Source organism: Leptolyngbya sp. FACHB-8, from assembly GCF_014695575.1.
Taxonomy (GTDB): Bacteria; Cyanobacteriota; Cyanobacteriia; order Elainellales; family Elainellaceae; genus Vacuolonema.
In genome coordinates, this window is the sequence record NZ_JACJOO010000032.1 from 20,434 (window position 1) to 45,280 (window position 24,847).

A 24,847-nucleotide genomic window follows, 5' to 3' on the forward strand; every position below is an offset into this window, starting at 1 on the left:
CAAGTGCTCAGAGGAATCAGCGGCAGATTAGCTGCCAAATACCAGGGACACGCGGGACAGGAACGACCAGCTCATCAGAACACCAATCAGCACCGTACCCAGAGCGATCGTGAGCATATAGAACTGTCCCTTTCCGGTGGTGCTGTACTTCAGGGTTTCGCCACCCAGAATGGAGGCCAGACCGACCGCATTCACCAGACCATCAACGAAGTAGCGATCGAACCAATCTGTCATGCGGGAGATGATATCGACACTGCCAACCACACTGGACTTGTAGATGCGGGGGGTGTAGAAGTCGTAGGCAAATAGGTCTTGCAAACCTTTCCAGGGAAGTTGCACGGGCTTGGGAATGAACTTGCCGATGTAGACAACAGCACCGAGGCTCAGACCGAAGATGCTCGACCAAGTGAGCATAAGCGCTACATCTTTGTTCAGCACGGCCCAGTCAGGCAGTAGGTGCAGACTTTGTAGAACCAGGGGCAGGTGCAGTGTGAAGGCAGCACCGAAGACCATGGGGAGGGTGACAGGCCAGAGGTTTTCGGGCGATCGCAAGGTCATCGGCTTAGTATCACCAGCGAAAATCAGACCAAATACCCGAACTACTGCGAAGGCCGACAACGCATTGATCAATAGCAGCAGACCCAGAATCACTGGGCTAGTTTGCCAAATACCATCCGCCAGATTCAGCATTGACCAGAAACCACCCAGGGGAGGCAGAGCCACCAGACCCAACGCACCCGCAACGAAGGACAAGCCAGTAACAGGGCGCTTCTTCCACAGGCCACCCAGTTGAGTCAAGTCTTGAGTGATGTTGTTCAGAACGATGGAACCACTGCTCATCACCAGAGCGGTCATGGCCATCGCATGGGTCAGAACGATTAGCAGAGCTGCATCAACATGGCCAGTACCCACTGCAATGAAGGTTAGACCCATGTAAGCGCTGACGAGATAGGAAATGGCACGCTTAATATCAATTTGGGCGATGGAGATGAGGGTGCCGCCGAGAGCGGTGATGGCACCAATGGCGATCGCCGCCGACATCACAAAAGGAGACAGAGCCAACACCGGTTCCATCTTCACCAGAATCCAGGCACCCGTCGCCACAACTACAGAGTTCCGCAGAATCGTGCTGGGGAAGGGACCTTCCATTGCCTCATCCAACCACAGGTGCAGCGGGAACTGAGCGCACTTACCCATGGGGCCTGCCAGCAGAGCCAAACCGACCAGCGCCATCAGTTTTGGATCAACCTGCGCGGTTTGTGCCCACTCAGCTAACTCAGTAAAATTCCAGGTTCCAGACAGAGGATATAGCGCCAAAACGCCCATTAGCAGGAACAAGTCACCGACTCGCTTGGTCAGGAACGCATCCCGCGCCCCTGTCACGACCAGGGATTGGTTCAGCCACAGACCCACTAAGAGATAAGTACCGAGGGTCAAAATTTCGAGGATGACATAGCCGAAGAACAACGAGTCGCACAAAACCAGGCCACACATCCCCGCTTCAAAGAGGGCCAGCAGGGCGTAGAATCGAGCCCAACCCCAATCCATCTCCAGGTAACCAATGGCATAAATTTGAGCCATCAGGTTTATCCCAGTGATGAGGATCATGGCTCCGACAGTCAGGCTCGAAATCATCACCGGAAGGGTGAGATCGAGCCCAGCTACTTGCAGCCAGGGAAAGTATTCGTAAATCGCAGGCTGATTCCACACAGCGGGAAAAGCCAGCAGCGCATGCACGAAGGCAAAGAACGTCATGAAGGCGTTGACGTAGCCAGCAGGACGGGGACCTGTGCGTCGCGTGACGGAAGGAAACCAGATCACCGACAGCAGCATCCCCACCAATGGATAGATTGGAACCAACCAGGCGGTTTGTGCGAACAAGGAAGTCATCAGCCTCAGCCCCAGATTGAAGTTGAACAAACCTGTGACCAATTCCCAAAACGGAAATTGATCGAGAGCAGCGGATACGCGAACTCTAGGTAATTAGTGCTTAGACAACCGGGGTGATCTCACCAGTGTGAGAACTGTTCACCCCGAAATGAAAAGGATAGAAACGACTCTATGGGAACCATAAGAATCATTGAAAAACGTCTATCCTTAAAACAATATTAATCGAATAAGTTCTCCGATCAACCCCGTATCCAATTAATTTTTCTGATTCATTTGAGAATGAGGAGCAATGGCTAGATGTGGCTGATGCGGCTACCCCGACTGCTTTCGCCGTCGTTTTTCTTCTGCTCGTAACATTCTTTCCTTAAGAGTGGCATTGCGAGTTGCGATGTCGTCCCGTCCTGCATACCATGGCGGCACATCATCATAATCAGGAACACCATCGTCAATCATATACCGAGAGTTGGGATCCTTCGGGTATCCAACGGGCACTGCTCCCACACAAATAACCAATAGTTTCGATAGGGAAGCTGCTTTTAACGCGCGTTTTGTAGCAGGAGATACGCGCACAATGTCTCCTGGCTCTAATGATACCAATTCTCCATTGAGCAACAGAAAACCGTTGCCCTCAATCACAATATAAACCTCTTCCTGCTCTGCGTGAGTATGGGTGAAGGTATATCCTTCATCGGGTGGCAGGGAAATTAGCCCCAGTGCAACCCCTTGCAAGTTGAGTTGGCGGCGTGGGCTAGTGAGGTAGGGCAGATTCGCGAAGTCGAAATGAGCTTTGTTGTAGGGAGGAGTCATAGACCAGGGAATGGAGAAAACTATGGGCGATCGCCACCCTAACCTTCATCATCACAACTATTGTGCATATAGCAATGGGCAAGTGCGTTAAGTACAGCAACGGTGGTGTGGAGCACGAAGTGCTCCACACCACCGTACTTAATCAACCCGCACAGCGCTATAAGCCAAGCTAAGACACCGGGTCTTTCTAAAAACACCCGGTGTCTGGTTCCTGCAAAATTTGGGTTACTGAATGGAGCGAACGCTCCATTCAGTAACGGGCAAAATTCGATAGAGTAGTCCTAACGTTCTACTTGCGATGATGACCTGTGCCAGAACTGCCTGAAGTTGAAACGGTGCGTCGAGGGCTGAATCAGACAACACTGCACCAGTCCATTACCGGAGGGGACGTGTTGCTAGAGCGCACGATCGCCCACCCAGATCCCATCGGTTTCTTAGCGGGGTTAAAGGGGACGGCGATCGCCCAATGGCACCGTCGCGGCAAGTACCTCATCGGTGAACTGGAAGACGGGGCTGGCTGGCTCGGCGTTCACCTTCGCATGACGGGGCAATGTTTATGGACAGCTCCTGACGAACCGCTTCAGAAACACTGCCGAGTGCGCCTGTTTATGGGTGAGGGGCGAGAATTGCGGTATGTGGACCAGCGCACCTTTGGACAAATGTGGTACGTGCCGCCAGGAGTTGTACCCGAACGGGTGATCACCGGATTGCAATCCCTTGGACCAGAACCGTTATCCACAGACTTCACCGTCGACTATTTAATGGCACAACTACAGAATCGGGCGCGACCCATCAAGAACGCGTTGCTGGATCAGGCCGTGGTGGCAGGCATCGGCAATATTTATGCTGATGAAGCCCTTTTCCTAAGTGGTATTCGGCCTCAGCAGCTATGCCTGAAGTTACGTCCGAAGCATTATAAGAAGATCCACGCGGCGATTCAGCAGGTCTTGGCAGATGCGATCGAAGCGCGAGGCACCACTTTCAGCGACTTTCGCGATGTGGAAGGTATCAACGGCAACTATGGGCATAAGGCTTGGGTGTATGACCGAGAAGGCGAACCCTGCCGAAACTGTGGTGGGTTGATTCAGCGATTGAAGCTGGCAGGGCGATCGGCGCATTTTTGTAAGGATTGTCAGAAGTAGGGCAGAAAGCAGGAGGCAGGAGGTAAGAGGTAGAAGGATCGAATTTACAGATATTTCCTTCTGCCCTCTGCCTTCTTCCCTCCGTCCTCTGCCTTCCCAATAGTCGCTATCAAAAAAGCAAAAGCTCTTCCTACTGCTTAAGGGGAAGTGAGAGCCTTACAATGCTGGAAGAAATGTGAAGCATGAGGGAGGGTACTATGGCCATTAAGAAGGGGGATACTGTGCGGGTCGTCCGCGAGAAGCTTGAGGGAAGTTTGGAAGGATCCGCCAGTGATCAGCGGTTCTCACCCTACATTTTTGAAACCAAAGGTGAGGTTTTAGACATCCGGGGAGACTATATGTTTGTCAAGTTTGGTCGAGTACCAACCCCTTCCTTCTGGATCCGCGCTGACCAATTGGAAAAGTTTGAGTAATTAGTAGCGGTTTTCAACTGTTGCAAATATTTAGATTAGTGGAGGTGTTTTGCACCTCTACTATTTTTAGTTTGAGGAATTGGCTTTTCAGTGTGCTGCACCGGAAAAAGCCAATTCCTCAAACGTTTTTTATATCATTTCTGGTCATGCTTCAAACCTGTGGATGGGGTGTGGGGGAAGAAGCACTTTGTGCTCCCTCCTCCACACCCTATCCAAACCTCAGTTCGGGATAAGCTGAAGTGCTCATTTTGGCGTGCGCTTTGCGCACGCCAAAATGAGCGTTTTCGAGTGCCGCGCAACGCGCGGCACTCGAAAACGCCCTTAACCCGAACTCAGGTTATCCAACAGGCCTAGAAAACTACCTCATTAATTAATTTGATGAGATCTCACGGATCAGGGCGATCGCTAGCTATGGTGGAAGCAAGCGTGACGGGCTGGCCGTTTTTCTCTTCAGAGCCATGAAACTATCGTCCTCTCATCTCCCTACTTGTAAAGCTGCGCAGGTTGCCGTCATCGGTGCTGGAAATGTGGGTAGCACCCTGGCGCAGCGAATTGTTGAAAAAGATTTAGCCAATGTTGTGTTGCTGGATATCGCGCCAGGCCGCCCGAAAGGGGTTGCCCTGGATTTGATGGAAGCTAGCGGCATTGAAGGTCATGATCGCACCATTTTGGGCACTACTGATTTTGCCGATACCGTCGGTTCTGACATTGTGGTGATTACCGCAGGCTTTCCTCGAAAGCCAGGGATGACTCGTGATGATTTGCTGAAGGCTAATACACAGATTGTGGTGGGTGCGGTGAAGCAGGCGATCGCCCACTCCCCTGATGCCCTGTTCATCATTGTCACGAATCCCCTGGATGTCATGACTTACATGGCCTGGAAGGTGAGCGGGCTTCCTTTCCAACGGGTCATGGGGATGGCTGGTATTCTCGATTCATCCCGGTTCGAGACATTTATTGCGATGGAACTGGGGGTTTCGACGGCCGATGTGGATGCAATGGTGCTGGGCAGTCATGGTGACTTGATGGTGCCGTTGCCCCGCTACTCTACCGTGAACGGAATTCCTATCACGGAATTACTGGACGTTGCAACCATTAACCGTTTAGTGGAACGTACCCGTAATGGTGGCGCAGAAATTGTAGAACTGATGCAAACCGGAGGGGCGTACTATGCGCCTGCATCCTCGGTCTGTGTGATGGTAGATACGATTTTGCGCGATCGCTCCCGCCTCCTGCCCGTCGCGGCCTACCTGGAAGGGCAGTACAAGTTAGAGGATGTGTTCATCGGCGTTCCAGCACGGCTGGGGTGTCGTGGGGTAGAGACAGTTCTGGAGTTGGAATTGAGCGATCGCGAACTGGAAGCTTTGCACGAGTCCGCTGAAGCTGTGCGTCAGGGAACCCAAACTGCGTTGGCGTTGCTGTGATGAAGGCTAAGACACCGGGTGGTTCTAAAAACACCCGGTGTCTGGTGTTTTTGTAAAAATAGTTTCCTACAATTTGGGTAATCCTATTTCAACAAAGTCTTTATGTCGGATACCCTGAAGCTCCTCACCAGCCTGAATGATGCAGGTCCGGGTCTTGATCCGAAGTAGGGTTTGGCCTCTCTTGAGTTCTGTGGCATGGAAATACCCCCAAAAAATTAAATCCCTGGTTTCCTTAAGAAACGGGGAATCTGGGGTGCAAAGGTAATGCTTTACGTAGTTGGAGGGCAATTCGCTTCTATTAGAGTTCCATGAAGCATCGATCTTGAGAAGAACTTAATATCTGCCTCTGATTCTTCACGGTTGGTATGGGGCTTACAATTGATGTGAACTGGGCATAGGTACTGAAGTAACGGATGATTGAAAACACAACCCGTTTGCAGCTACAGGCCAACATCTCTATACCGCAAGAGTCTCTTACTGCTTTTTGCCAGAAGTGGAAGATTCAAGAGCTTTCCTTTTTTGGTTCCGTTCTGAGGCAAGATTTTCGTCCCGATAGCGATATTGATGCCTTGGTTAGTTTTGAGGAAGGGGCACCTTGGGGGCTCCTGGAGCTGGTGCGAATGAAGCGTGAACTTTCCACCTTGCTGGGGCGTGATGTTGACTTACTGACTAAAAAGTCAATTGAGCAAAGCCATAACTGGATCCGCCGTAAGGAAATTTTAGGAACAGCTCAAGTTATCTATGTCGCGGGATGATGCTTCGCTATTGGATATTGTTCGAGCTGGACAGTTGGTCTTACAGTTTGCCCAAGGGCTTGGTCGCGAACAATTGAACGCTGATTTGCGAACACAATCAGCAATTCTTTATCAAATTGCAATTATGGGAGAAGCGACCAAGCGTTTATCTCGAGAGTTGCGCACAAAACATCCAGAAGTGCCCTGGGACGATATTGCTGGGATGAGGGATATTATCACCCATCAATACGATCGCCTTGATCTGAATATTGTTTGGCAAGTTGTCCAAAAGAACATTCCTGAACTATTGGCCTTAATTTTGCCATTGCTACCAGATGAAAATCTTTAGCGAATGAGCCTTCCTCTTGCTAGAACGATCGCTCACACTACTGCCCCTCAGATCCCAAAGGCTTAGAATCTAGATGAATCGCTCTTAGTTAAGGGCGATCGCGCAGCACAGCACAGGGGTTAAATCATCGCATGGTCAAACGAATCGTTTTGATAGCCGGGTTTGAATCCTTTAATGCGGATTTGTATCGACAGGCGGCGAAGGTGGCGCAAGAGCGGTGTCCAGAGTTGGAGATTGCGGTGTTTAGCGATCGCGATCTGGCTGCCAAACCGGAGGCGATCGCCCATGCCCTGTCCGAAGCTGACGTATTCTTTGCCAGCCTGCTGTTTGACTACGACCAGGTGATTTGGCTGCGAGAACGGGCACAGCACATCCCCATTCGATTGGTCTTCGAGTCGGCGTTGGAGCTGATGAGTTTGACTCAGTTGGGGAAGTTTGCGATCGGCGACAAGCCCAAGGGAATGCCCAAGCCCGTGCAATTTATCCTTAGCAAGTTTGGTGGTACCCAGCGGGAAGAGGACAAGCTGGCGGGCTACATTAGTTTTCTGAAGGTTGGCCCCAAACTGCTCAAGTACATCCCTGTGGGGAAAGTGCAGGATCTTCGCAACTGGCTAATCATTTACGGCTATTGGAATGCGGGCGGTTCTGAAAACGTCGCATCCATGTTTGTGTATTTGGGCGAGAAGTATCTGGGTCTGACGGTGGATAGCATCCCCGATGTAATCGAAACGCCTAACATGGGCTTGTTACATCCTGAGTATGACGGGTATTTTGAGTCGCCCAAAGCGTATTTAGAGTGGTATCAACAACGCTTCCCTAATACGAATCCCGTTGTTGGGATGTTGCTGTATCGAAAGCATGTCATTACGAAGCAACCTTATATTCCTCAGCTCATTCGTTACTTTGAGCAAGCGGGATTAACGCCACTGCCCATTTTCATCAACGGCGTGGAAGGTCATGTGGCGGTGCGCGACTGGATGACCACGGATTATGAGCAGGAGCAGCGATCGCAAGGCAACATCGAACTCCCGTCTTTGACAAAAGATGCCGTGAAAGTGGATGCGATCGCCTCCACCATCGGCTTCCCTCTCGTTGGTGGCCCAGCGGGTTCAATGGAAGCAGGTCGCCAGGTCGAAGTCGCCAAGAAAATTCTGAGTGCCAAAAATGTGCCCTACTTTGTCGCGGCTCCGTTGCTGATTCAGGATATTCATTCCTGGACACGGCAAGGGATTGGAGGGCTGCAAAGTGTCGTGTTGTATGCACTGCCCGAGTTGGATGGGGCGATCGATCCCGTGCCATTGGGGGGATTAGTCGGTGACAAAATCTACCTCATTCCCGAGCGGGTTCAACGCTTGACTCAGCGTATTAATAATTGGATTGCGCTACGCCAGAAACCACCTGCTGGGCGGAAGGTGGCGATCGTCCTCTACGGTTTCCCGCCAGGCTACGGGGCAACTGGAACAGCCGCCCTGCTGAACGTGCCCAAATCCCTGATCAAGTTACTTCAAACGATGAAGGCCCAGGGCTATGACGTGGGCGACATCCCCGAGGATGGCGAAGAACTCATTGAGCAGGTGCGTCAGGCTGATGAATTGTTTGTCGGAGTGACTCCTACCGACGTCAGCCTTGAGGAGGCACCGATCGCCACGGTCACCGCTCGCAAACTGGAACATTGGCTCGGTTATTTGCTGACGCGGCGGATTGAGAAGCAGTGGAAGTCGTTGTCGGACACAGGTATACGGACGGTGGCGATCGCTGAACGCCCCGAAGAATCCCGCTATCTCCTGGGCGGCGTGCAACTTGGCAATGTGTGGATCAGTGTGCAGCCGCCTTTGGGGTTGCAAGGCGACCCCATGCGTCTCATGTTTGAGCGAGATTTAACACCCCATCCGCAATACGCCGCCTTCTACAAGTGGTTGCAAAATGACTTTCAGGCGGATGCCGTTGTGCATTTTGGCATGCACGGCACCGTGGAATGGCTACCCGGTTCACCGTTGGGGAACACCGGCTATTCCTGGTCAGACATTCTGCTAGGGAATTTGCCGAACCTCTACATCTATGCGGCGAATAATCCCTCGGAGTCGATTTTGGCCAAGCGGCGGGGCTATGGGGTGCTGATTTCCCATAATGTGCCGCCGTATGGTCGGGCGGGGCTTTATAAGGAACTGGTGACGTTGCGGGATTTGATTGCGGAGTATCGCGAAGACCCGGAAACAAATGCGGCATTGAAGGAGGCGATCGCCAAAAAGATCCTCGACACGGGTTTAGAAGCAGACTGCCCCTTTGAGGAATCCCGTCACCTGGGCATTGAATTCACCCCAGAAAACTTGCGAATGTTTAGTGCAGAGGTGTTCAATCGTTATCTGCTGAAGCTCTACGAATATCTACAAGTTCTGGAAAACAGGCTCTTCTCTTCCGGATTGCATGTGTTGGGAGACGCACCCGATGAAGATCGAATGAGAGATTATCTGGCCGCTTACTTTGGGGAGGAATGGCCACAGGTCGAGGGGGCGATCGCTACTCCCGAGTCTACTAATGGTCTTGCAGACAAAGTACAACAGGCCGCCCTCATTCGTACTCTGCTGAGCCAGACAACGGATGAACTCACGAACCTGCTGCGGGGGCTGAATGGTGAGTACATTCCTCCAGCACCGGGAGGAGATTTACTGCGGGATGGGCCTGGGGTACTGCCGACAGGACGCAATATTCATGCACTCGACCCTTACCGGATGCCATCGCCTGCCGCCTATGAGCGAGGACGGGAGATTGGCCGAAAGCTCATTGCTCAGCATCTTGAAGAACACGGCACTTACCCCGAAACTGTGGCGGTGATGTTGTGGGGCTTAGACACAATCAAAACCAAGGGTGAATCCATTGGGATTCTGCTGGAATTGGTAGGAGCTGAACCTGTGAAGGAGGGCACAGGCCGGATTGTGCGTTACGAGTTAAAACCCCTGAGCGAGATGGATCATCCCCGTATCGACATCTTGGGTAATCTGTCAGGGATTTTTCGGGACAGCTTTGTGAATGTGATTGAGCTGTTGGATGACCTGTTCCATCGGGCTGCTGAAGCGGATGAGCCGGAGGAGCAAAATTTTGTCAGAAAGCATGCGATCGCCCTCCAATCCCAAGGCGTCGAAAACCCCTCAGCTCGTTTGTTCTCCAACCCTGCGGGCGACTTTGGCTCCCTGGTAAACGATCGCGTCACCGATTCTAACTGGGAATCCGGTTCTGAATTAGGAGACACCTGGACAGGTCGCAATACTTTCAGCTATGGGCGAAAGGACAAGGGCCAGGCTCGTCCCGAAATCCTCAACACATTGCTGGGAAGTACCGATCGCATCGTTCAACAAATTGATTCCGTCGAATATGGTCTGACAGATATTCAGGAGTACTACGCCAATACAGGTGGTCTAAAGAAAGCGGCTGAAATGAAAAAAGGTCGAAAGGTGACGGCTAGTTTCGTCGAAAGCTTCTCGAAGGACACCACGCCCCGTAACCTGGAAGACCTGCTGCGAATGGAGTATCGCACTAAGTTACTCAACCCCAAGTGGGCTGAGGCAATGGCAGATCAAGGCTCAGGTGGAGCCTACGAAATCTCCCAACGGATGACGGCTCTGATGGGATGGGCGGGTACGGCCGACTTCCGGGAGAACTGGGTTTACGACCAGGCAGCTGATACCTATGCCCTGGACCCGGAAATGGCTGAGAAGTTGCGTAAGTCTAATCCTGAAGCCTTCCGCAATATTGTGGGACGCATGTTAGAAGCCCACGGACGCGGGTTCTGGCACCCCGATGACGAGAAGCTGGAAAAACTGCAACAGCTTTATGAACTGACGGATGAGGTATTAGAAGGCGTTGAAGTTTAGAAGACTCATGCGTTTTCTGCAAACGACCCCGTCTTCATTCAGTAACCCCCAACCCACACGCTTCCAGATGATTCATCCATGCCCCAAACCCCTCTCGGCGGAAGCGTGTCGGTTCTTCTGGAGTTGGTTCCTGTACCTGCCACTGATGCCAGGGAAACATCCCCAGGGGAAGCGTGATGCTATTTTCCTGAGTAGGAAGATCAAAAAATTTGAGCCAGGTTCCGTTTTGTTTCCAACCCACCGCTTCGCCAAATTTGTTGTAGTCCCGGTTGACTGCTGGGCTCTCCCAAATCTGGCGTTGAATGCCGAAGCTGAAGCGATCGCCACTGCTCTCTCGCCATAACTGCTCCAGATTCTGCAGCCTATAACAGGGGATTGAACGGATCTGCTCCGGAGTCAGCAAATGAGGTTTCACGCTTTCTCCAGCAGGCGTAGATGCTTCCCAAACCATCACGCTCATGGCTTGATCCATATTCCGCCAGTGCTTAGCCTGTAAGGATTGGTGGAACTCATAGGATGGTGAGAGACAACCGCCGTTCGTGACGTTACCGTCTGGCATCGTGGTATTGCAGAGCCGCAGCCCGGTGAATGGAAAATCAAGGTTGGCATCTGTCAAATTGGCTCTATCCATATAGGCGGGAATGCCTTTCAGACGGCTGAAGTCGGCCGCTACCAGGTTGGCACCAATGAACAGGGCATCGGTGAGATCCGCCTCAACAAATCGTGCTCCATTCAGATTGGCCTTGCTGAAGTCAGCTTTTTGCAAGTTCGCACCCGAAAAATCGGTACGGATAGCTTTCGTTTCTACCAGATTGGCTTGCATCAAGTCGGCTTCCCGCAGATCCGCATCCTGCAAACTGGTGGCTGTTCCGCTAAAGTCGGTGCCCCTAAGGTTGGCGCGGCGCAATCTGGCACCAACCAGATTTGCTTCCCGCAGAATTTGATGCGGGCAATCGATTCCTTCGAGGCTTTTGTCATTGAAGGCGGCCATTCGGAGCTCTACCTCGCAACGATCGCCACGCACATGGGTTGAGCGACTGGTTATCAGGTGCAGAGAAAAGATGACCAGGAGTGTTGCGATCGCTAACCCGACCCATCGGTTTTTCCCAAACTTGCGACTCATTGCAAACAACCTATCAATAAGAACATCACCAATGAAGGGGATATGGATAACCACATATCAAACCTTTGTTCTAAAAAATTCCTGCTATTGCCGGAGCTACCCGGTTATGTAATATCCCCCAGAAAGGTGACCATTTAGCATACCCGTGGGTCATGTTGAATGAGTCGGTAACTTCTATTCTTAAGTTATGAGTTTGAGAGTGCAGTCAGGATTTTCACTCCTTTGACCAGGAGCATGGCTCATGGCAAAGGAATGGATATCTGACAGCCCCTGCGATCGCCGCTCTTGCTCTCCATATCGGTAAATCAGCTTCCTTCCAGGCTGTGTTCTATCGGTGAGCGATCGCCCCTATGACTCGCAAATCAGGAGAAATTCCTACCTGTGTCGTAATTGTGTAAGTATCATGTCTCCCATTCATATCAAACCTCTGCGCTTGCTGTTAGCCTTTCTAACAGTCGGGTCTATTGCGCTCACGATTCCGAATCCCCCAAACTTGCCTCTGCAAGATACCCTTGGAGATATGTTTGCACTGTGGGAAGCAAATGAGTCCTAGAGCCTGTTCTGTCTTTTTTTCGTGCGCGAAGTTCACGAAAAAAATAATCCTTTCAGTTAGCTTTAAAACATGTCCTAATATCAAACCCCGTTGAATCAGCATCTTATGCTTATTCAACTGGATAATATTAACTTCTACGGACCCTCAATACTGTCGCATCATCTCGTAGATGTCGGCGGCTACCGTAGAGATGGGAGTAGACGTAACAGAACTCGCTACCCAAGAAGAAAATTTGACAGGTTAGATATATCCACAGCATTAAAACCATGACACCACCGATGATGCCATAGGAACGGTATTGGGCACCGATGTGAATAACGCTATTACTTACGAGATACTGCAATAGCATAAACAGGACGGTCGTGAACAGTGCCCCAATCCAAATGTCTCCCCATCGTACTCGTGTTGATGGAAGAATTTTGAATAAAACCATGACAATTAAAATGAGAACGAGGAATGTCACAAAAATCTGAACATTCCGAATAACGGTTACTTCGTCTAGTTGAATAAAATTGATATAAGAATTAAACTCTTTTAGCAAACGCCGTAGAATATCAAAAGCTAACTCAGCCACAAGAGAAACGACCATAATGGCTGACGAGCTGAAGACTAGAGAAAATGCAAAAAACTTTTCTTTTAAGAAGAGTAGGAGTGTGTCCTGGATAGGTTTGGGTTGCGTTTTGAGATAATGAACTTTCCAAATTTTGTCGACGGAACGGCTGAGAGCACCAAACACATTGCTGGCAGCCAGTAGAAGCAGGAAGAAACCTGTAATTCCAGCTCCAACGCTACTGTTGTCCAGATGAAACAGGACGTCCCGAAACACACTGTAGGCGGCGTCAGGCAGAATTTGATTGGCATACGCCAGGATATCTTGAATTAAAGCCGCGTCTGATCCCAGCACCCACCCCATAATGCTCAGCACTACCAGAAAGATGGGAAACATGGAGAACAGGGCGTAATAGGCCAGAGCTGCTCCCATTTCTAAACATTCATCTCGTTGCCATTCATGAATTGTGCGGATGATGAGTTGGGCTGGCCGTGACGGCAGCACCTGGAATTTGACAAATTCAATCACAGAATCCTCATTGATGACGTTGTTTCACCGATATTACCGAAGGTTTGGTACGGGATATCACCGTAACCGCACAATCTGGCTGAGCCTGCCTATATTTTGAGATTATGCTGTCCCAAAAGGGTGGCAGCATCTAAATTTGAGATTTTGATACAAAAAAGCAAAACACCTGTGTCACGTTATTTTCTAACACCCATGACTACAGGGGGGAGGTATGGTAAAGCACCCATCTAGGTCGTGGCGATCGCTACCCTAATAGCTATTCTAGCCAGTTGCATAGGCTCAGGTGCCACTTCCCCAATCTGCCCGCCTTTCACCGACTCCTTGGCTCTCCTGCTCCCCTGCCCCAAAATACGGTATATACCAACATGGGACAAATTTACATGGAGCGATATCGATGGCAGACACAACCCTGGGCGTAGCCGTCATCGGCACAGGTTTTGGCCAGAAAATTCACATTCCTGGGTTGCAGGCTCACCATCGGACGAAGGTTGTGGCGGTACAGCACCGAGACATAGCGAAGGCCCAACAAGTAGCCGACGCTCACCAAATCCCCCATGCTTGCGCCACTGTTGAAGAAATTGTTGCTCTGCCAGACGTTCAGGCAGTCAGCATTTCTACCCCACCATTTCTACATTATGAGCAGGCCAAAATTGTTCTCCAAGCCGGGAAACACTTGCTGCTGGAGAAGCCAACAACGCTGACGGTAGAAGAAGCTCGGGTGTTGCAAAGCATCGCTCACCAGACAGGCGCTGTCACCGCGTTAGATTTTGAATTCCGGTTTGTGCCTGCCTGGATGCGCCTTTCAGAACTGCTGGCAGAAGGCTTCGTTGGTCAAAAGCGCCTGATCAAAATCGACTGGCTCGTATCAGGACGAGCCGACCCCAACCGTCCCTGGAACTGGTATGCCCGCAAAGATCAGGGAGGTGGCGCATTGGGTGCGGTAGGTTCCCATATCTTTGATTACATCGCCTGGCTTTTTGGCCCCGTTCAGCGGCTTAGCGCCCGTCTCACTACTAGCATCCCAACCCGGCCTGACCCTGTTACGGGAACTCCCCAACCTGTCACTGCCGACGATACCGCAATGATTGCCCTGGAATTAGCTGATGGAACTCCAGTGCAAGTTACGCTGAGCGCGGCCACTTATCAAGGACGGGGCCATTGGGTGGAGGTGTATGGCGATCGCGGCACCCTAGTCCTCGGTAGTGATCACCAAACCGACTACGTCCACGGTTTCAAACTCTGGGCCGCTCCAGCAGACGAACCCTTGACCGAAGTGGAAATCCCTGACCGTCTCCAATTCCCCCAGGTCTACCCGGATGGTCGCCTCGCGCCATTTATCCGAGTGGTGGATCAGTGGGTTAAAGGCATTGATGAAGGGCGATCGCTCACCCCCTCCCTCCCTGAAGGGATCGCCTCCCAACTGCTGATGGATCTCACCCACCAATCCAACGAAACGGGCACCTGGGTCAACGTACCCACCTAATAAAGGGGCGACAAACCCATAGAGGGGTAGGGGCGTAGCATGCTACGCCCCTACCCCTCTATGGGTTTGTTCTTAATGTGATCCGGTGGTCTTTACCTTGCCAAAACGGCGATCACGCTTCTGGTAATCTGCTAGAGCCCGGTGGAACTCAGCCCGGTCAAAATCAGGCCAGAAGGTATCGGTTACATAGATTTCTGCATAGGCCATTTGCCACAGCAGGAAGTTACTAATCCGCATCTCACCACTGGTACGGATGAGCAGGTCAGGGTCACAGATACCGCTGGTGTAGAGGTGTCGCTCGAAGAGAGATTCGTCAATGTCTTCAGGTTGGAGGGTGCCCTGTTGAATCTGGGTAGCGATCGCCCGACATGCCTGCACAATCTCCTGCCGCCCACCATAATTGGTCGCAATGGTGAAGCGGATGCCCTGATTGTTGGCCGTTTGCTCCATCGACCGCTGAATCTCATCCTGTAGGGATTGGGGCAGCGCTAACAGATTTCCAGCGAAGCGGATTCGGACTCCTTCCGACATCATTTCTTTAAGCTCTTGCCGCAGCACCCGCTCAAACAGAGTCATTAAAAAGTCCACTTCTTCCAGTGGACGTCCCCAGTTCTCCGTCGAAAAGGCATAGGCAGTCAGTGCTTCAACTCCCCAATCTCGGCAGCAGCGAAGGAGGTCTTTGAGGGCATCTACGCCCCGACGATGCCCCATAATGCGGGGGAGCCCCCGTCTCTGTGCCCAGCGCCCGTTGCCATCCATAATGACCGCGACGTGCCGGGGCAGGCGATCGCGTTGTAGGTCAGCAGGCAACTCCCTAAGAACGGTTGGCTTTGCTGTCATTTTTTCTCCGAGAAGCTGACGATGAAGGACGGATAGGCTTAAGGATGGATCGTAACCGCTCGCCGAGCTGACGACCCAGGCTACGCAACTGCGGAGCCACGGGCTCTCGCTCGACCGACTGAGAGAAACGGGCGACTAACAGTTCCCTCAGTTTACTGCTCGTTAGGGGTCGATTTAGTGTTCCCCGTTCCGCCAGAGAAATTGACCCTGTTTCTTCAGATACAACAATGCAAAGGCAATTTTCGACTCGCTCGGTAATTCCCATGGCGGCCCGGTGGCGAGTGCCTAGCTGTCGTGATGCAACCCGTTCAGACAGCGGCAAGATGACTCCAGCCGCCACAATACGATTAGCGCGAATCAGTACCGCTCCGTCATGAAGCAGGGTTGAAGTTTGAAAAATTGTTTGTAAAAGTTCTTTAGAAAGTTCTGAATTAAGCCGTACTCCAGGCACCGAAAAATCCCGCTCATCCATGGGTGCGCCTGTTTCCAGCACCATCAATGCTCCCGTTCGATTCTGAGACAACTCTTTGACAGCATCGACGATCTCATCAATAACGTTGTCTGCCTTGGGGATGGTTTCCGTATTCGGTTGTAACAATTGTAAGATTTCGCCACGTCCAAGCTGCTCCAGGAACCGGCGAAATTCGTTTTGTAGAATCAGGGCCATTGCCACAGCGGCCCCAATGACGAGCTTTTCCAGCACAAAGCTGAGTAGCCTCAGCCCCAGTGTGTTGCTTAGGGCTGAGGCCAGCATTAGGACAATCAGCCCTCGTACCATCCACAGCGTTCGGCGTTCTCCAATGATCACCAGAACCACATAGGTCAGTAAAAGGACCGATATCAGGTCAATTGCCGGAAGCAGTAAAGACTGAGTCCAGCCGAGGTTTGTCAGCCATTGCTTCAGCAGAGAACCCATCAGACTAGAGCTGGAGTTGGTCGATGGCCGAGACAGCACAGGGCTGTATGACGGCGAGGAGCAGGTGTAAACGGAAAGACAGATTCCAGGTAACAGGATTAGCTAACTTAGCATACCCATTGAGATGGGCCAAGAAAGCGGGTATGTTACCGCGCTCCCCTGTTTTCCCTCAATCTACACTCCGATCGCTCCTATCGTACAATTCGACGGGAATTCTCTCGATCAGCTTTTTTGTAAACGTTCGGGAAGACGATCCTGCCGCACCAGGTCGGCATAAGTCTCTCGCTGAAGGATGAGATTTGCTTCGCCATCACGAACCAACACTGCTGCTGGGCGAGTCAATCGGTTGTAGTTTGAGGCCATGCTGTAATTGTAGGCTCCGGTCGCCATCACAACGACCACGTCTCCCGGCTCCGTTTCAGGAAGCTTGGCATCTTTGATCACAATGTCGCCCGATTCGCAGTGCTTCCCGGCGATCGCCACCGACTCTGTCATAGGAGCCGACATCTTACTCGCTGCCGCTACCCGATACACCGACTGGTAAGTAATGGGGCGAGGGTTGTCAGACATACCACCATCGACCGTGACATAGGTGCGAATGCCGGGAACCGTCTTCTGGCTACCCACGGTGTAGGCCGTGACGCAGGAGGAACCGATGAGCGATCGCCCTGGCTCAGAAACCAACCGTGGCAATGGGAAGCCTTTTTCTTCACACGCTTTCACCACACCATCACAAATAATCTTCACCCACGCATCAATACTTGGAGGATCATCCGACTCCACGTAGCGAATGCCCAGACCGCCACCCACATCCAGCTCGGTGATGGGCAGGCCGTACTCCTTCGCCTTCTGCATCCAGTTCACCAGCACGCCAGTTAAATCCTGGTGGGGTTGCAGTTCGAAAATCTGGGAACCGATGTGCGCGTGCAGACCAATGCAGTTTAAGACAGGGTTTTTCTGGATGAATTCAAACACCGACTCCAGTTGGTCGGGGTCAAAGCCGAACTTGCTATCCAGGTGGCCGGTGCGAATGTATTCGTGGGTGTGACACTCGATGCCAGGGGTGAGCCGCAGCATAATTCGAATGCTGGATTGGTTAGTGCGTCCGGCCAACTCTACCAGTTGCTTTAACTCGTACCAGTTGTCAACGACAATGGTGATTTTGGCGGCGATCGCCATCTCCAACTCATCTACGGACTTATTGTTGCCGTGCATATAGATAGTGTCGGAAGCCAGGCCAGCTTGTAGAGCTGTGTATAACTCGCCACCCGAAACGACATCGATGCCCAGTCCTTCATCCCCGACAATGGCGTCCACCGCCAGGCAATTCCAGGCTTTTGAGGCGTAAATCACCAGGGAATCGCCGGGGTAATGAGTCTTGAAGGCATCCCGATACTGGCGGCAAGCAGTACGCAAGCCTTCTTCATCAAGAATGTAAAGCGGTGAGCCGAATTGCTTTACCAGGGTCACTACATCGCAGCCCCCCACTTCCAGGTGGTCTTTCTCGTTGACCTGAGCGGTCAGCGGCATCAGCAGTTGGTTGGGGGAGGTTTGCTCCGGGCGGGACTCAGGAATGTACTGGCGACCGGAATCAGCGGAGGCCGCAACGGGAGTGGAGACCATGAGGACAATCCTTGAACGAGGGATGTAGAAAAAACTTCAGGGTGAAGGGAGGCAGGGTTCGACGGTCACTATCCCAAACGGGGGTAAGCTGACGCATCGCTGCCAGGATCCATCTTCCCAGTGTACAATCGGGCGCGGTCACTCGTTAAGCGATCAATTCGATGGCTGTTAGCGAATTTTGTCATACCGCTGTGAACACCTTATATCTGCATCCGTTGACATCTGAATGGATTCCCGCCGCCGTGGAACTGGATCAAAAATTCCTGGGCGGTCTATGGTCAGCAGATGGATACCAGAGAGAAATTGATAGCCCTAATGGGCTTTTGATTGCTCTCAGCACCCCAGATTCTCGTTTTTCAGGAGAAACCGGGGATCTAAACCCTGTAACAGGCTCGTGGGTGGGTGAGTTGCAAAACCCCAAGTGTCTGGGGTCTTTGATTGGGTTTGGTGCTCTTTGGATGATTCTTGATGAGGCTCATATTACGCTGCTTGTTGTTGACGAGGCATACCGAGGGCATGGATTAGGACGATCGCTCCTGATAGCCCTACTCGAAGCCGCACGCCATCACGATATGGCGCGGGCAACGTTGGAAGTTCGGCCCTCGAATGAAGCAGCGATCGCTCTCTACACCTCTTTCGGCTTCAAAGAAGCAGGTCGTCGCAAGCAGTATTACCATACCCCCATCGAAGACGCGTTAATTCTTTGGTGCAGTGGGTTGCAATCTCAAGAATTTGCGGATAACCTCTGTCTCTGGAAGGAGGAGTTAGGCGATCGCTTAAAGCAGAGTGGATGGAAGATCGAAGAAGCTGGTGTTTGAAGCTTACAGCCGATCTCCATTACGAATTTTCTGCGCGGGTAAGAAGCTCATTGGGCCTCTGATCCTCGCTCTAGTGTGCTGTTCTTGACAGATGTCCCCCCTTCCAGACAGGATTACTGCTCGGAACCAAAATCTTTCTAAACGATGGCAGGTTAAGCCTGAATTAATCGAAATATCGTGCGATCGTCCTGGTATGGGCGGGGATCACCCAGTGCTGATACGGCTGTAGCAGTACCGGTGTTGCTATTTCCCTATGCTAAAATCAGCGTACCGGCTCGCAGCAGGTGATATAGACTGCCATGTTTGAACGCTTCACTGAGAAAGCCATTAAAGTGATTATGCTCGCCCAGGAGGAGGCTCGCCGCCTGGGTCACAACTTTGTTGGAACCGAACAGATCCTCCTGGGTCTGATCGGGGAAGGCACCGGGGTTGCCGCCAAAGTCTTGAAATCCATGGGTGTCAACCTGAAGGATGCTCGCATTGAGGTCGAAAAAATTATTGGCCGGGGTTCGGGCTTCGTCGCGGTTGAAATTCCCTTCACCCCACGGGCGAAACGGGTTTTAGAGCTATCTCTGGAAGAAGCTCGTCAACTAGGCCACAACTACATCGGTACCGAGCACCTCCTGTTGGGGTTGATTCGGGAAGGTGAAGGTGTCGCCGCGCGCGTGCTGGAAAACCTGGGCGTAGACCTTTCCAAGGTGCGTACCCAAGTCATCCGGATGCTGGGCGAAACTGCCGAAGTATCGACGGGCGGTAGCCAGGGCCGCACCAAGACACCAACCCTGGACGAATTCGGTTCTAACCTGACCCAGATGGCCTCTGAAGGCAAGCTGGATCCAGTAGTAGGCCGTCAGAAAGAAATCGAGCGGGTCATTCAAATCCTCGGTCGCCGTACTAAGAACAACCCGGTGCTGATTGGGGAACCCGGCGTGGGTAAGACCGCGATCGCCGAAGGTTTGGCCCAACGTATCGCCAATGGCGACGTTCCCGACATCCTTGAAGATAAACGGGTCGTCACTTTGGACATCGGTTTGTTGGTGGCTGGCACCAAGTATCGAGGGGAGTTTGAAGAACGCCTCAAGAAAATCATGGATGAAATCCGGCAGGCCGGAAACGTCATCCTGGTCATCGACGAAGTTCACACCCTCATCGGGGCAGGGGCGGCAGAAGGCGCGATCGACGCGGCCAATATACTGAAGCCCGCACTGGCTCGCGGTGAACTTCAATGTATCGGTGCCACAACCCTGGATGAGTACCGCAAGCACATTGAGCGAGATGCGGCACTGGAACGCCGTTTCCAGCCCGTCATGGTGGGCGAACCCACGGTCGATGAAACCATCGAAATTCTGCGGGGGTTGCGCGATCGCTACGAGCAACACCACAAACTCAAAATCTCCGACGAGGCTCTGGACGCCGCTGCCAAGCTGTCGGATCGGTACATTTCAGACCGCTACCTGCCCGACAAGGCCATCGACTTGGTGGACGAAGCCGGTTCTCGGGTGCGCCTGATCAACTCCCAGTTGCCCCCGGCAGCGAAAGAGCTGGATAAGGAACTGCGTCAGGTTCTCAAAGAGAAAGATGATGCGGTTCGTTCCCAGAACTTCGAGCGGGCAGGTGAACTGCGTGAGCGGGAGATGGAGATCAAGCAAGAGATCCGCTCCATCGCTCAGGCGAAGAAGACCGAGTCTACGGATGGCGAAGACACCACCAGCCCCGTGGTAACGGAAGAGGACATCGCTCAAATCGTTGCCTCCTGGACGGGCGTTCCGGTGAACAAGCTGACGGAATCCGAGTCCGAGCGCTTGCTGCACATGGAAGACACGCTCCACGGTCGCATCATTGGCCAAGACGAAGCGGTGAAAGCGGTATCTCGCGCCATCCGTCGGGCACGGGTTGGTTTGAAGAACCCCAACCGTCCGATCGCCAGCTTCATCTTCTCTGGACCGACTGGGGTGGGTAAGACCGAGCTGACCAAGGCTCTGGCTTCCTACTTCTTCGGTTCCGAAGATGCCATGATCCGTCTGGATATGTCGGAATACATGGAGCGCCACACCGTATCCAAGCTGATCGGTTCGCCTCCAGGTTATGTGGGCTACAACGAAGGCGGTCAGTTGACTGAAGCCGTTCGTCGTCGTCCTTACACCGTGGTGCTGTTTGACGAAATCGAAAAAGCACACCCCGACGTGTTCAACATGCTGCTGCAAATCCTGGAAGATGGTCGCCTGACCGATGCCAAGGGTCGCACAGTGGACTTCAAGAACACCCTGCTGATCATGACCTCCAACATTGGTTCCAAGGTGATCGAGAAGGGTGGCGGCGGCCTCGGTTTCGAGTTCTCCGACAATGGCGATGCGTCCGAGTCTCAGTACAACCGCATTCGCTCGTTGGTGAACGAAGAACTGAAGCAGTACTTCCGGCCTGAGTTCCTCAACCGGGTTGACGAGATCATTGTCTTCCGTCAGCTCAAGAAGGACGAGGTCAAGGAGATCGCCGACATCATGCTCAAAGAGGTGTTTGTTCGCCTCACCGAGCGCGGTATCACTCTGGAAGTGACCGAGAAGTTCAAGGATCGCCTGGTGGAAGAGGGCTATAACCCCAGCTACGGGGCACGACCGCTCCGCCGAGCCATCATGCGCCTGCTGGAAGATTCCCTCGCTGAGGAAATCCTCTCCGGTCGCATCAAAGACGGTGATGTTGCCGTCGTAGATGTGGGTGATGACGGTCAGGTACAGGTTGCCTCGGGTGAACGGCGCGAGCTGTTACCTCAAGCGGCAGAATAAGCAAGTTGATTGAATTGTAAAAAAAAGGGGGGCGCGATCGCGCCCCCCTTTTTTACTGTTTAGTTTTGTGAACTAATAATGGTTACCAAGTGCTAGATTAATCTATCTGCACAACCAATTAGTACCTGACTGTATTTCAATGTATTAGAGCTTTATTGGAATGCGGCTTTTAAGCTATAAATCAACACATCTAGTACCTCCTAACAACTCATCAATTGAATGTAATAGAGACTTGGGAATTCTACAATTTTCAACAGCTTGGAGAGTTAGGCCATTCTCTTCTAGGAAAATTAACTCAGCTTCCATATAAGACACATTCAAAATATAACCAGCTAATCCTTCACCATTACTGATTGAGAATAGCCAGTCTGAAAATGTAGGCCAAATATTATAGTACGTGTTCTCGTCAATCAAAATGCGAAAGCACAACTGGTAACTACAGAATATACTTCGGCGAATTTGAGAGGTACATTCTTCCCCAGAACGTATGTGATTGTTTGCAATGATAATTCTCCACTCCTTATCAAAACCCTGCTCATATTCTGTGAAAAAGGGATCATCTAGTCGTGTCTGAAAGCCGTAGTCCTCTGAGCGTGTCATGTACGCTAACGTTTCTCTGTCCTCACCTGTTAGTTCGGGCTGTAAGCTAAGAATTAGACCGATTTCAAAGGCAGTACCCATAAGACTTCTGATAAAAGTAGTAACTTTGTCTCAAAATTAACAATGATCTCTCAAGTACCATCCTCATAGAGGTTAGTCTACAAGCAATAAACTTAGATGCGATGTATAGCCCATCATCGAACAGCTTGAACGGGGTGAGTTATAAGGAGATCAAATATCCGGAATAGGTTATGAAGTTTTCAAATTGAGAGGCCGTAATAGTGATACTCAGAAGGGCAAAAATGCTGACTATCGTTTGATTGATATGTTAAGACGAGCACAGGAATTATTCTATTAACGATTTACATAAAATCTGAACAAATTGATATCGCAGCGGATGATATCCGGAGCATCATTACACAAGATGAGCGTCTGCAAATTAGCGATAAAGAGGATGAAGGGGAGGAAGCGATATGACGATTGATGCGATCGCATTACCCATAGAAAAAATTTCTGAGTTCTGTCACAAATGGCAGGTCATTGAGTTTGCTCTATTTGGTTCTGTCTTGCGCGAAGACTTCCGCCCTGATAGCGACATTGATGTCATGGTTCAATTTCACCCAGACGCTCATCCTACATTCGGGAGCCTGGATCAGATGGAAGCTGAGTTAAAAACTATTTTTCATCGAGACGTTGATTTAGTTACACGTCAAGGTATTGAAGCCAGCCGCAATTACTTACGGCGAAAAGAGATTCTTTCCTCGGCTCAGGTCATCTATGCAACGGGATCTTCAATTCCTGCTTGATATGCTGCAATCCGCAGAACTAATCAAGACTTACATTGCCCAATGTTCTAAAGATGAATTCATTAAAAATATACAGCTTCAAGATTCAGTAATTCGGAGGCTCTTGGTAATTGCTGAAGCGGCAAGACGCGTTTCAGAGACAACTCGGTAGGTATTGCCAAATATCTCATGGCACGAGATTAGTGGAATGCGAAATCGGCTAGTGCACGAATACGATGATGTTAATCTCAACATCGTTTGGGATGTAGTTGAATTTGAAATATCTCCTCTAATTGAGGAGCTAAAGTCGTGAATTCCACCTGAATCCTGAGGTTGATGGTGGCGATCGCCCTAACCACTTTACCCATTGCAATCCACAACAACCCGTCCCTGAACTTGCCCTGCCAAAATCTGCTTGCTAAAAGTAGGGACATGATCCAGCGGAATGATGGCGTTAAGAATCAGCTCAAAGAGATCATCGGTTAGAAGCTCTGTGAGTCGTTGCCAGGCTTGGAGGCGTTTTTCTTGAGGACAAAGGACGGAATCGATGCCGAGTAGGCTGACGTTGCGGAGGATGAAGGGGAAAACGGTAGTGGGGAGATTGCTGCCGCCAGCCAGACCACAGTTTGCGACGCAGCCACCATAGGTGATAGTTTTCAGCAGAGTAGCGAGGGTTTGACCACCGACGGTGTCGATCGCCCCGCTCCATTGTTGGGAGCCGAGGGCGGGTTGCAGAGGTTCCAGGCGACCGATGACGTCAGTGGCACCGAGATCGTGGAGATAATCGCCTATAATTTCGTGCCGACCGCTGGAGGCGGTAACAGGATAGCCGAGGCGGGAGAGAAGGGCGATCGCAATGCTTCCCACGCCCCCAGCGGCTCCGGTAACGAGGATGGGGCGATCGCTGCTAATTCCGTGGGCTTCGAGGGCCATGATGGAGAGCATAGCGGTTAAGCCTGCGGTGCCGATCGCCATAGCTTCCACTCCTGTTAACCGATCAGGCAAGGGTATCAACCAATCCGCCTGAACTTTTGCCATCTGGCTATAGCCACCCCAGTAACGTTCGCCCATTTCCCAGCCAGTAGCAATGACGGTTTGGCCGGGTTGAAAGGTAGAGGAGGTGGATTCCACAACGGTTCCGACTAGATCAACGCCGGGAACCATAGGAAACTTGCGGATGACGGGGGAAGTTTGGGTGATGGCTAGGCCGTCTTTGTAGTTGAGGCTGGAGTATTGGACGGAAACCAAGACATCGCCGTCGGGAAGGTCACCGGGTTCCAGGGTTTCGAGGGTGGCTGGGGAACCTTTTTCGCGGATGACTAAGGCTTTGAAGGGGGACATGGATGCCTCAAATTACATCAAGCAGTATTGGCTAGTGTATGAGGAGACAGATTGTAATGGTTGCTTCTGGATGGTTGATTATTGCAAAGGTTGGCTTGGAGGCGCGTCGCCCTCCAAACCTCCCGACTGGGGGACGGGCCTCTCCGTCCCCCAGACCCCCTTGGCCTAGGGCGTGTCATCAATTAAGCCAGATGAGCGTTGCTGCCAGGTAGATACCCCCTAAAAAGCTCTCCGCTAGCTTATCGTACCGGGTTGCAATCCCCCGGTATTGCTTCAGTT

The 24,847-nt window shown here is 51.6% G+C and carries 22 protein-coding genes and 1 pseudogene; 13 read left to right on the forward strand and 10 right to left on the reverse strand.

The window, feature by feature from the left end; all coding sequences use genetic code 11:
* Positions 1-27: 27 nt before the first annotated feature.
* Both H6F91_RS06590 and H6F91_RS06595 read right to left on the reverse strand, forming a co-directional pair.
* Positions 28-1,890 carry an NAD(P)H-quinone oxidoreductase subunit F gene (locus tag H6F91_RS06590; RefSeq protein ID WP_190773290.1) on the reverse strand — a complete coding sequence of 621 codons (1,863 nt, stop codon included), beginning with the start codon at positions 1,888-1,890 and terminating at the stop codon, positions 28-30.
* Positions 1,891-2,202: 312 nt separating this feature from the next.
* Positions 2,203-2,697 (reverse strand): cupin domain-containing protein, encoded by a 495-nt coding sequence (locus H6F91_RS06595; RefSeq protein WP_190773289.1) that lies wholly within the window; start codon positions 2,695-2,697, stop codon positions 2,203-2,205.
* A gap of 308 nt (positions 2,698-3,005) precedes the next feature.
* Here H6F91_RS06595 and H6F91_RS06600 point away from each other — a divergent pair, with 308 nt between their 5' ends.
* The 6 genes from H6F91_RS06600 (at position 3,006) to bchH (ending at position 10,628) form a co-directional block, all read left to right on the forward strand.
* Positions 3,006-3,839, forward strand: coding sequence for a DNA-formamidopyrimidine glycosylase (locus H6F91_RS06600; RefSeq protein WP_190773288.1), 834 nt, complete (start codon positions 3,006-3,008; stop codon positions 3,837-3,839).
* 197 nt (positions 3,840-4,036) lie between these two features.
* Entirely contained in the window at positions 4,037-4,252 is a 216-nt protein-coding gene (locus tag H6F91_RS06605; RefSeq protein ID WP_190773287.1) for an NAD(P)H-quinone oxidoreductase subunit O, read from the forward strand.
* Positions 4,253-4,710: 458 nt separating this feature from the next.
* Positions 4,711-5,676 (forward strand): malate dehydrogenase, encoded by a 966-nt coding sequence (gene mdh / locus H6F91_RS06610; protein WP_190773286.1) that lies wholly within the window; start codon positions 4,711-4,713, stop codon positions 5,674-5,676.
* A 413-nt stretch (positions 5,677-6,089) separates the two neighbouring features.
* On the forward strand, positions 6,090-6,431 hold the full coding sequence (locus tag H6F91_RS06615; protein ID WP_190773285.1) for a nucleotidyltransferase family protein: 342 nt from the start codon (positions 6,090-6,092) through the stop codon (positions 6,429-6,431).
* Positions 6,418-6,759: a HepT-like ribonuclease domain-containing protein gene (locus tag H6F91_RS06620; RefSeq protein ID WP_190773284.1), complete on the forward strand. Its 342-nt coding sequence runs from the start codon at positions 6,418-6,420 to the stop codon at positions 6,757-6,759. Before H6F91_RS06615 ends, H6F91_RS06620 begins: the two co-directional genes overlap by 14 nt.
* Positions 6,760-6,890: 131 nt before the next feature.
* Entirely contained in the window at positions 6,891-10,628 is a 3,738-nt protein-coding gene (gene bchH, locus H6F91_RS06625) for a magnesium chelatase subunit H (RefSeq protein WP_190773283.1), read from the forward strand.
* A gap of 34 nt (positions 10,629-10,662) precedes the next feature.
* Here the strand turns inward: bchH and H6F91_RS06630 are convergent, their stop codons facing one another.
* Positions 10,663-11,751 carry a pentapeptide repeat-containing protein gene (locus tag H6F91_RS06630; protein ID WP_190773282.1) on the reverse strand — a complete coding sequence of 363 codons (1,089 nt, stop codon included), beginning with the start codon at positions 11,749-11,751 and terminating at the stop codon, positions 10,663-10,665.
* 403 nt (positions 11,752-12,154) lie between these two features.
* Between H6F91_RS06630 and H6F91_RS06635 the strand changes: the two genes are divergently transcribed.
* Positions 12,155-12,304, forward strand: coding sequence for a hypothetical protein (locus tag H6F91_RS06635; RefSeq protein WP_190773281.1), 150 nt, complete (start codon positions 12,155-12,157; stop codon positions 12,302-12,304).
* A gap of 127 nt (positions 12,305-12,431) precedes the next feature.
* On the opposite strand, the gene H6F91_RS06640 is transcribed toward H6F91_RS06635, so the two are convergent.
* Entirely contained in the window at positions 12,432-13,382 is a 951-nt protein-coding gene (locus H6F91_RS06640) for a YihY/virulence factor BrkB family protein (protein WP_190773280.1), read from the reverse strand.
* Positions 13,383-13,776: 394 nt separating this feature from the next.
* Between H6F91_RS06640 and H6F91_RS06645 the strand changes: the two genes are divergently transcribed.
* Entirely contained in the window at positions 13,777-14,865 is a 1,089-nt protein-coding gene (locus H6F91_RS06645; protein WP_190773279.1) for a Gfo/Idh/MocA family oxidoreductase, read from the forward strand.
* A 72-nt stretch (positions 14,866-14,937) separates the two neighbouring features.
* Here the strand turns inward: H6F91_RS06645 and uppS are convergent, their stop codons facing one another.
* From uppS to lysA, 3 genes are all read right to left on the reverse strand, one after another.
* Positions 14,938-15,705, reverse strand: coding sequence for a polyprenyl diphosphate synthase (gene uppS / locus H6F91_RS06650; protein WP_190773278.1), 768 nt, complete (start codon positions 15,703-15,705; stop codon positions 14,938-14,940).
* Positions 15,680-16,621, reverse strand: a complete 942-nt coding sequence (gene cdaA, locus H6F91_RS06655) for a diadenylate cyclase CdaA (RefSeq protein ID WP_190773300.1) — start codon at positions 16,619-16,621, stop codon at positions 15,680-15,682. The genes uppS and cdaA overlap by 26 nt, the downstream gene beginning before the upstream one ends.
* Before the next feature lie 222 nt (positions 16,622-16,843).
* Complete coding sequence (lysA, locus tag H6F91_RS06660) at positions 16,844-18,244, reverse strand: diaminopimelate decarboxylase (protein ID WP_190773277.1); 1,401 nt, start codon at positions 18,242-18,244, stop codon at positions 16,844-16,846.
* A gap of 161 nt (positions 18,245-18,405) precedes the next feature.
* Between lysA and rimI the strand changes: the two genes are divergently transcribed.
* The gene (gene rimI / locus H6F91_RS06665; protein WP_190773276.1) at positions 18,406-19,062 is read left to right on the forward strand and encodes a ribosomal protein S18-alanine N-acetyltransferase; all 657 of its coding nucleotides are present in this window, start codon (positions 18,406-18,408) and stop codon (positions 19,060-19,062) included.
* A 299-nt stretch (positions 19,063-19,361) separates the two neighbouring features.
* A complete protein-coding gene (locus H6F91_RS06670) occupies positions 19,362-21,842 on the forward strand; it encodes an ATP-dependent Clp protease ATP-binding subunit (protein WP_190773275.1) in 2,481 nt (826 codons plus the stop codon).
* A 174-nt stretch (positions 21,843-22,016) separates the two neighbouring features.
* Here the strand turns inward: H6F91_RS06670 and H6F91_RS06675 are convergent, their stop codons facing one another.
* Positions 22,017-22,523: a hypothetical protein gene (locus H6F91_RS06675; protein ID WP_190773274.1), complete on the reverse strand. Its 507-nt coding sequence runs from the start codon at positions 22,521-22,523 to the stop codon at positions 22,017-22,019.
* Positions 22,524-22,915: 392 nt separating this feature from the next.
* Here H6F91_RS06675 and H6F91_RS06680 point away from each other — a divergent pair, with 392 nt between their 5' ends.
* The gene (locus H6F91_RS06680) at positions 22,916-23,248 is read left to right on the forward strand and encodes a nucleotidyltransferase domain-containing protein (RefSeq protein ID WP_190773273.1); all 333 of its coding nucleotides are present in this window, start codon (positions 22,916-22,918) and stop codon (positions 23,246-23,248) included.
* A pseudogene (locus H6F91_RS06685) lies at positions 23,220-23,540 on the forward strand (HepT-like ribonuclease domain-containing protein). The gene H6F91_RS06680 and the pseudogene H6F91_RS06685 overlap by 29 nt, the downstream one beginning before the upstream one ends.
* Before the next feature lie 47 nt (positions 23,541-23,587).
* Here H6F91_RS06685 and H6F91_RS06690 read toward each other — a convergent pair.
* Positions 23,588-24,568, reverse strand: a complete 981-nt coding sequence (locus H6F91_RS06690) for an MDR family oxidoreductase (protein WP_190773272.1) — start codon at positions 24,566-24,568, stop codon at positions 23,588-23,590.
* Between H6F91_RS06690 and H6F91_RS06695 the strand changes: the two genes are divergently transcribed.
* Positions 24,567-24,737 (forward strand): hypothetical protein, encoded by a 171-nt coding sequence (locus tag H6F91_RS06695; protein WP_190773271.1) that lies wholly within the window; start codon positions 24,567-24,569, stop codon positions 24,735-24,737. The two genes, H6F91_RS06690 and H6F91_RS06695, sit on opposite strands and share 2 nt — an antisense overlap.
* Before the next feature lie 9 nt (positions 24,738-24,746).
* Here H6F91_RS06695 and H6F91_RS06700 read toward each other — a convergent pair.
* On the reverse strand, positions 24,747-24,847 hold a 101-nt coding region (locus tag H6F91_RS06700; protein WP_190771277.1), incomplete at its 5' end, for a transposase.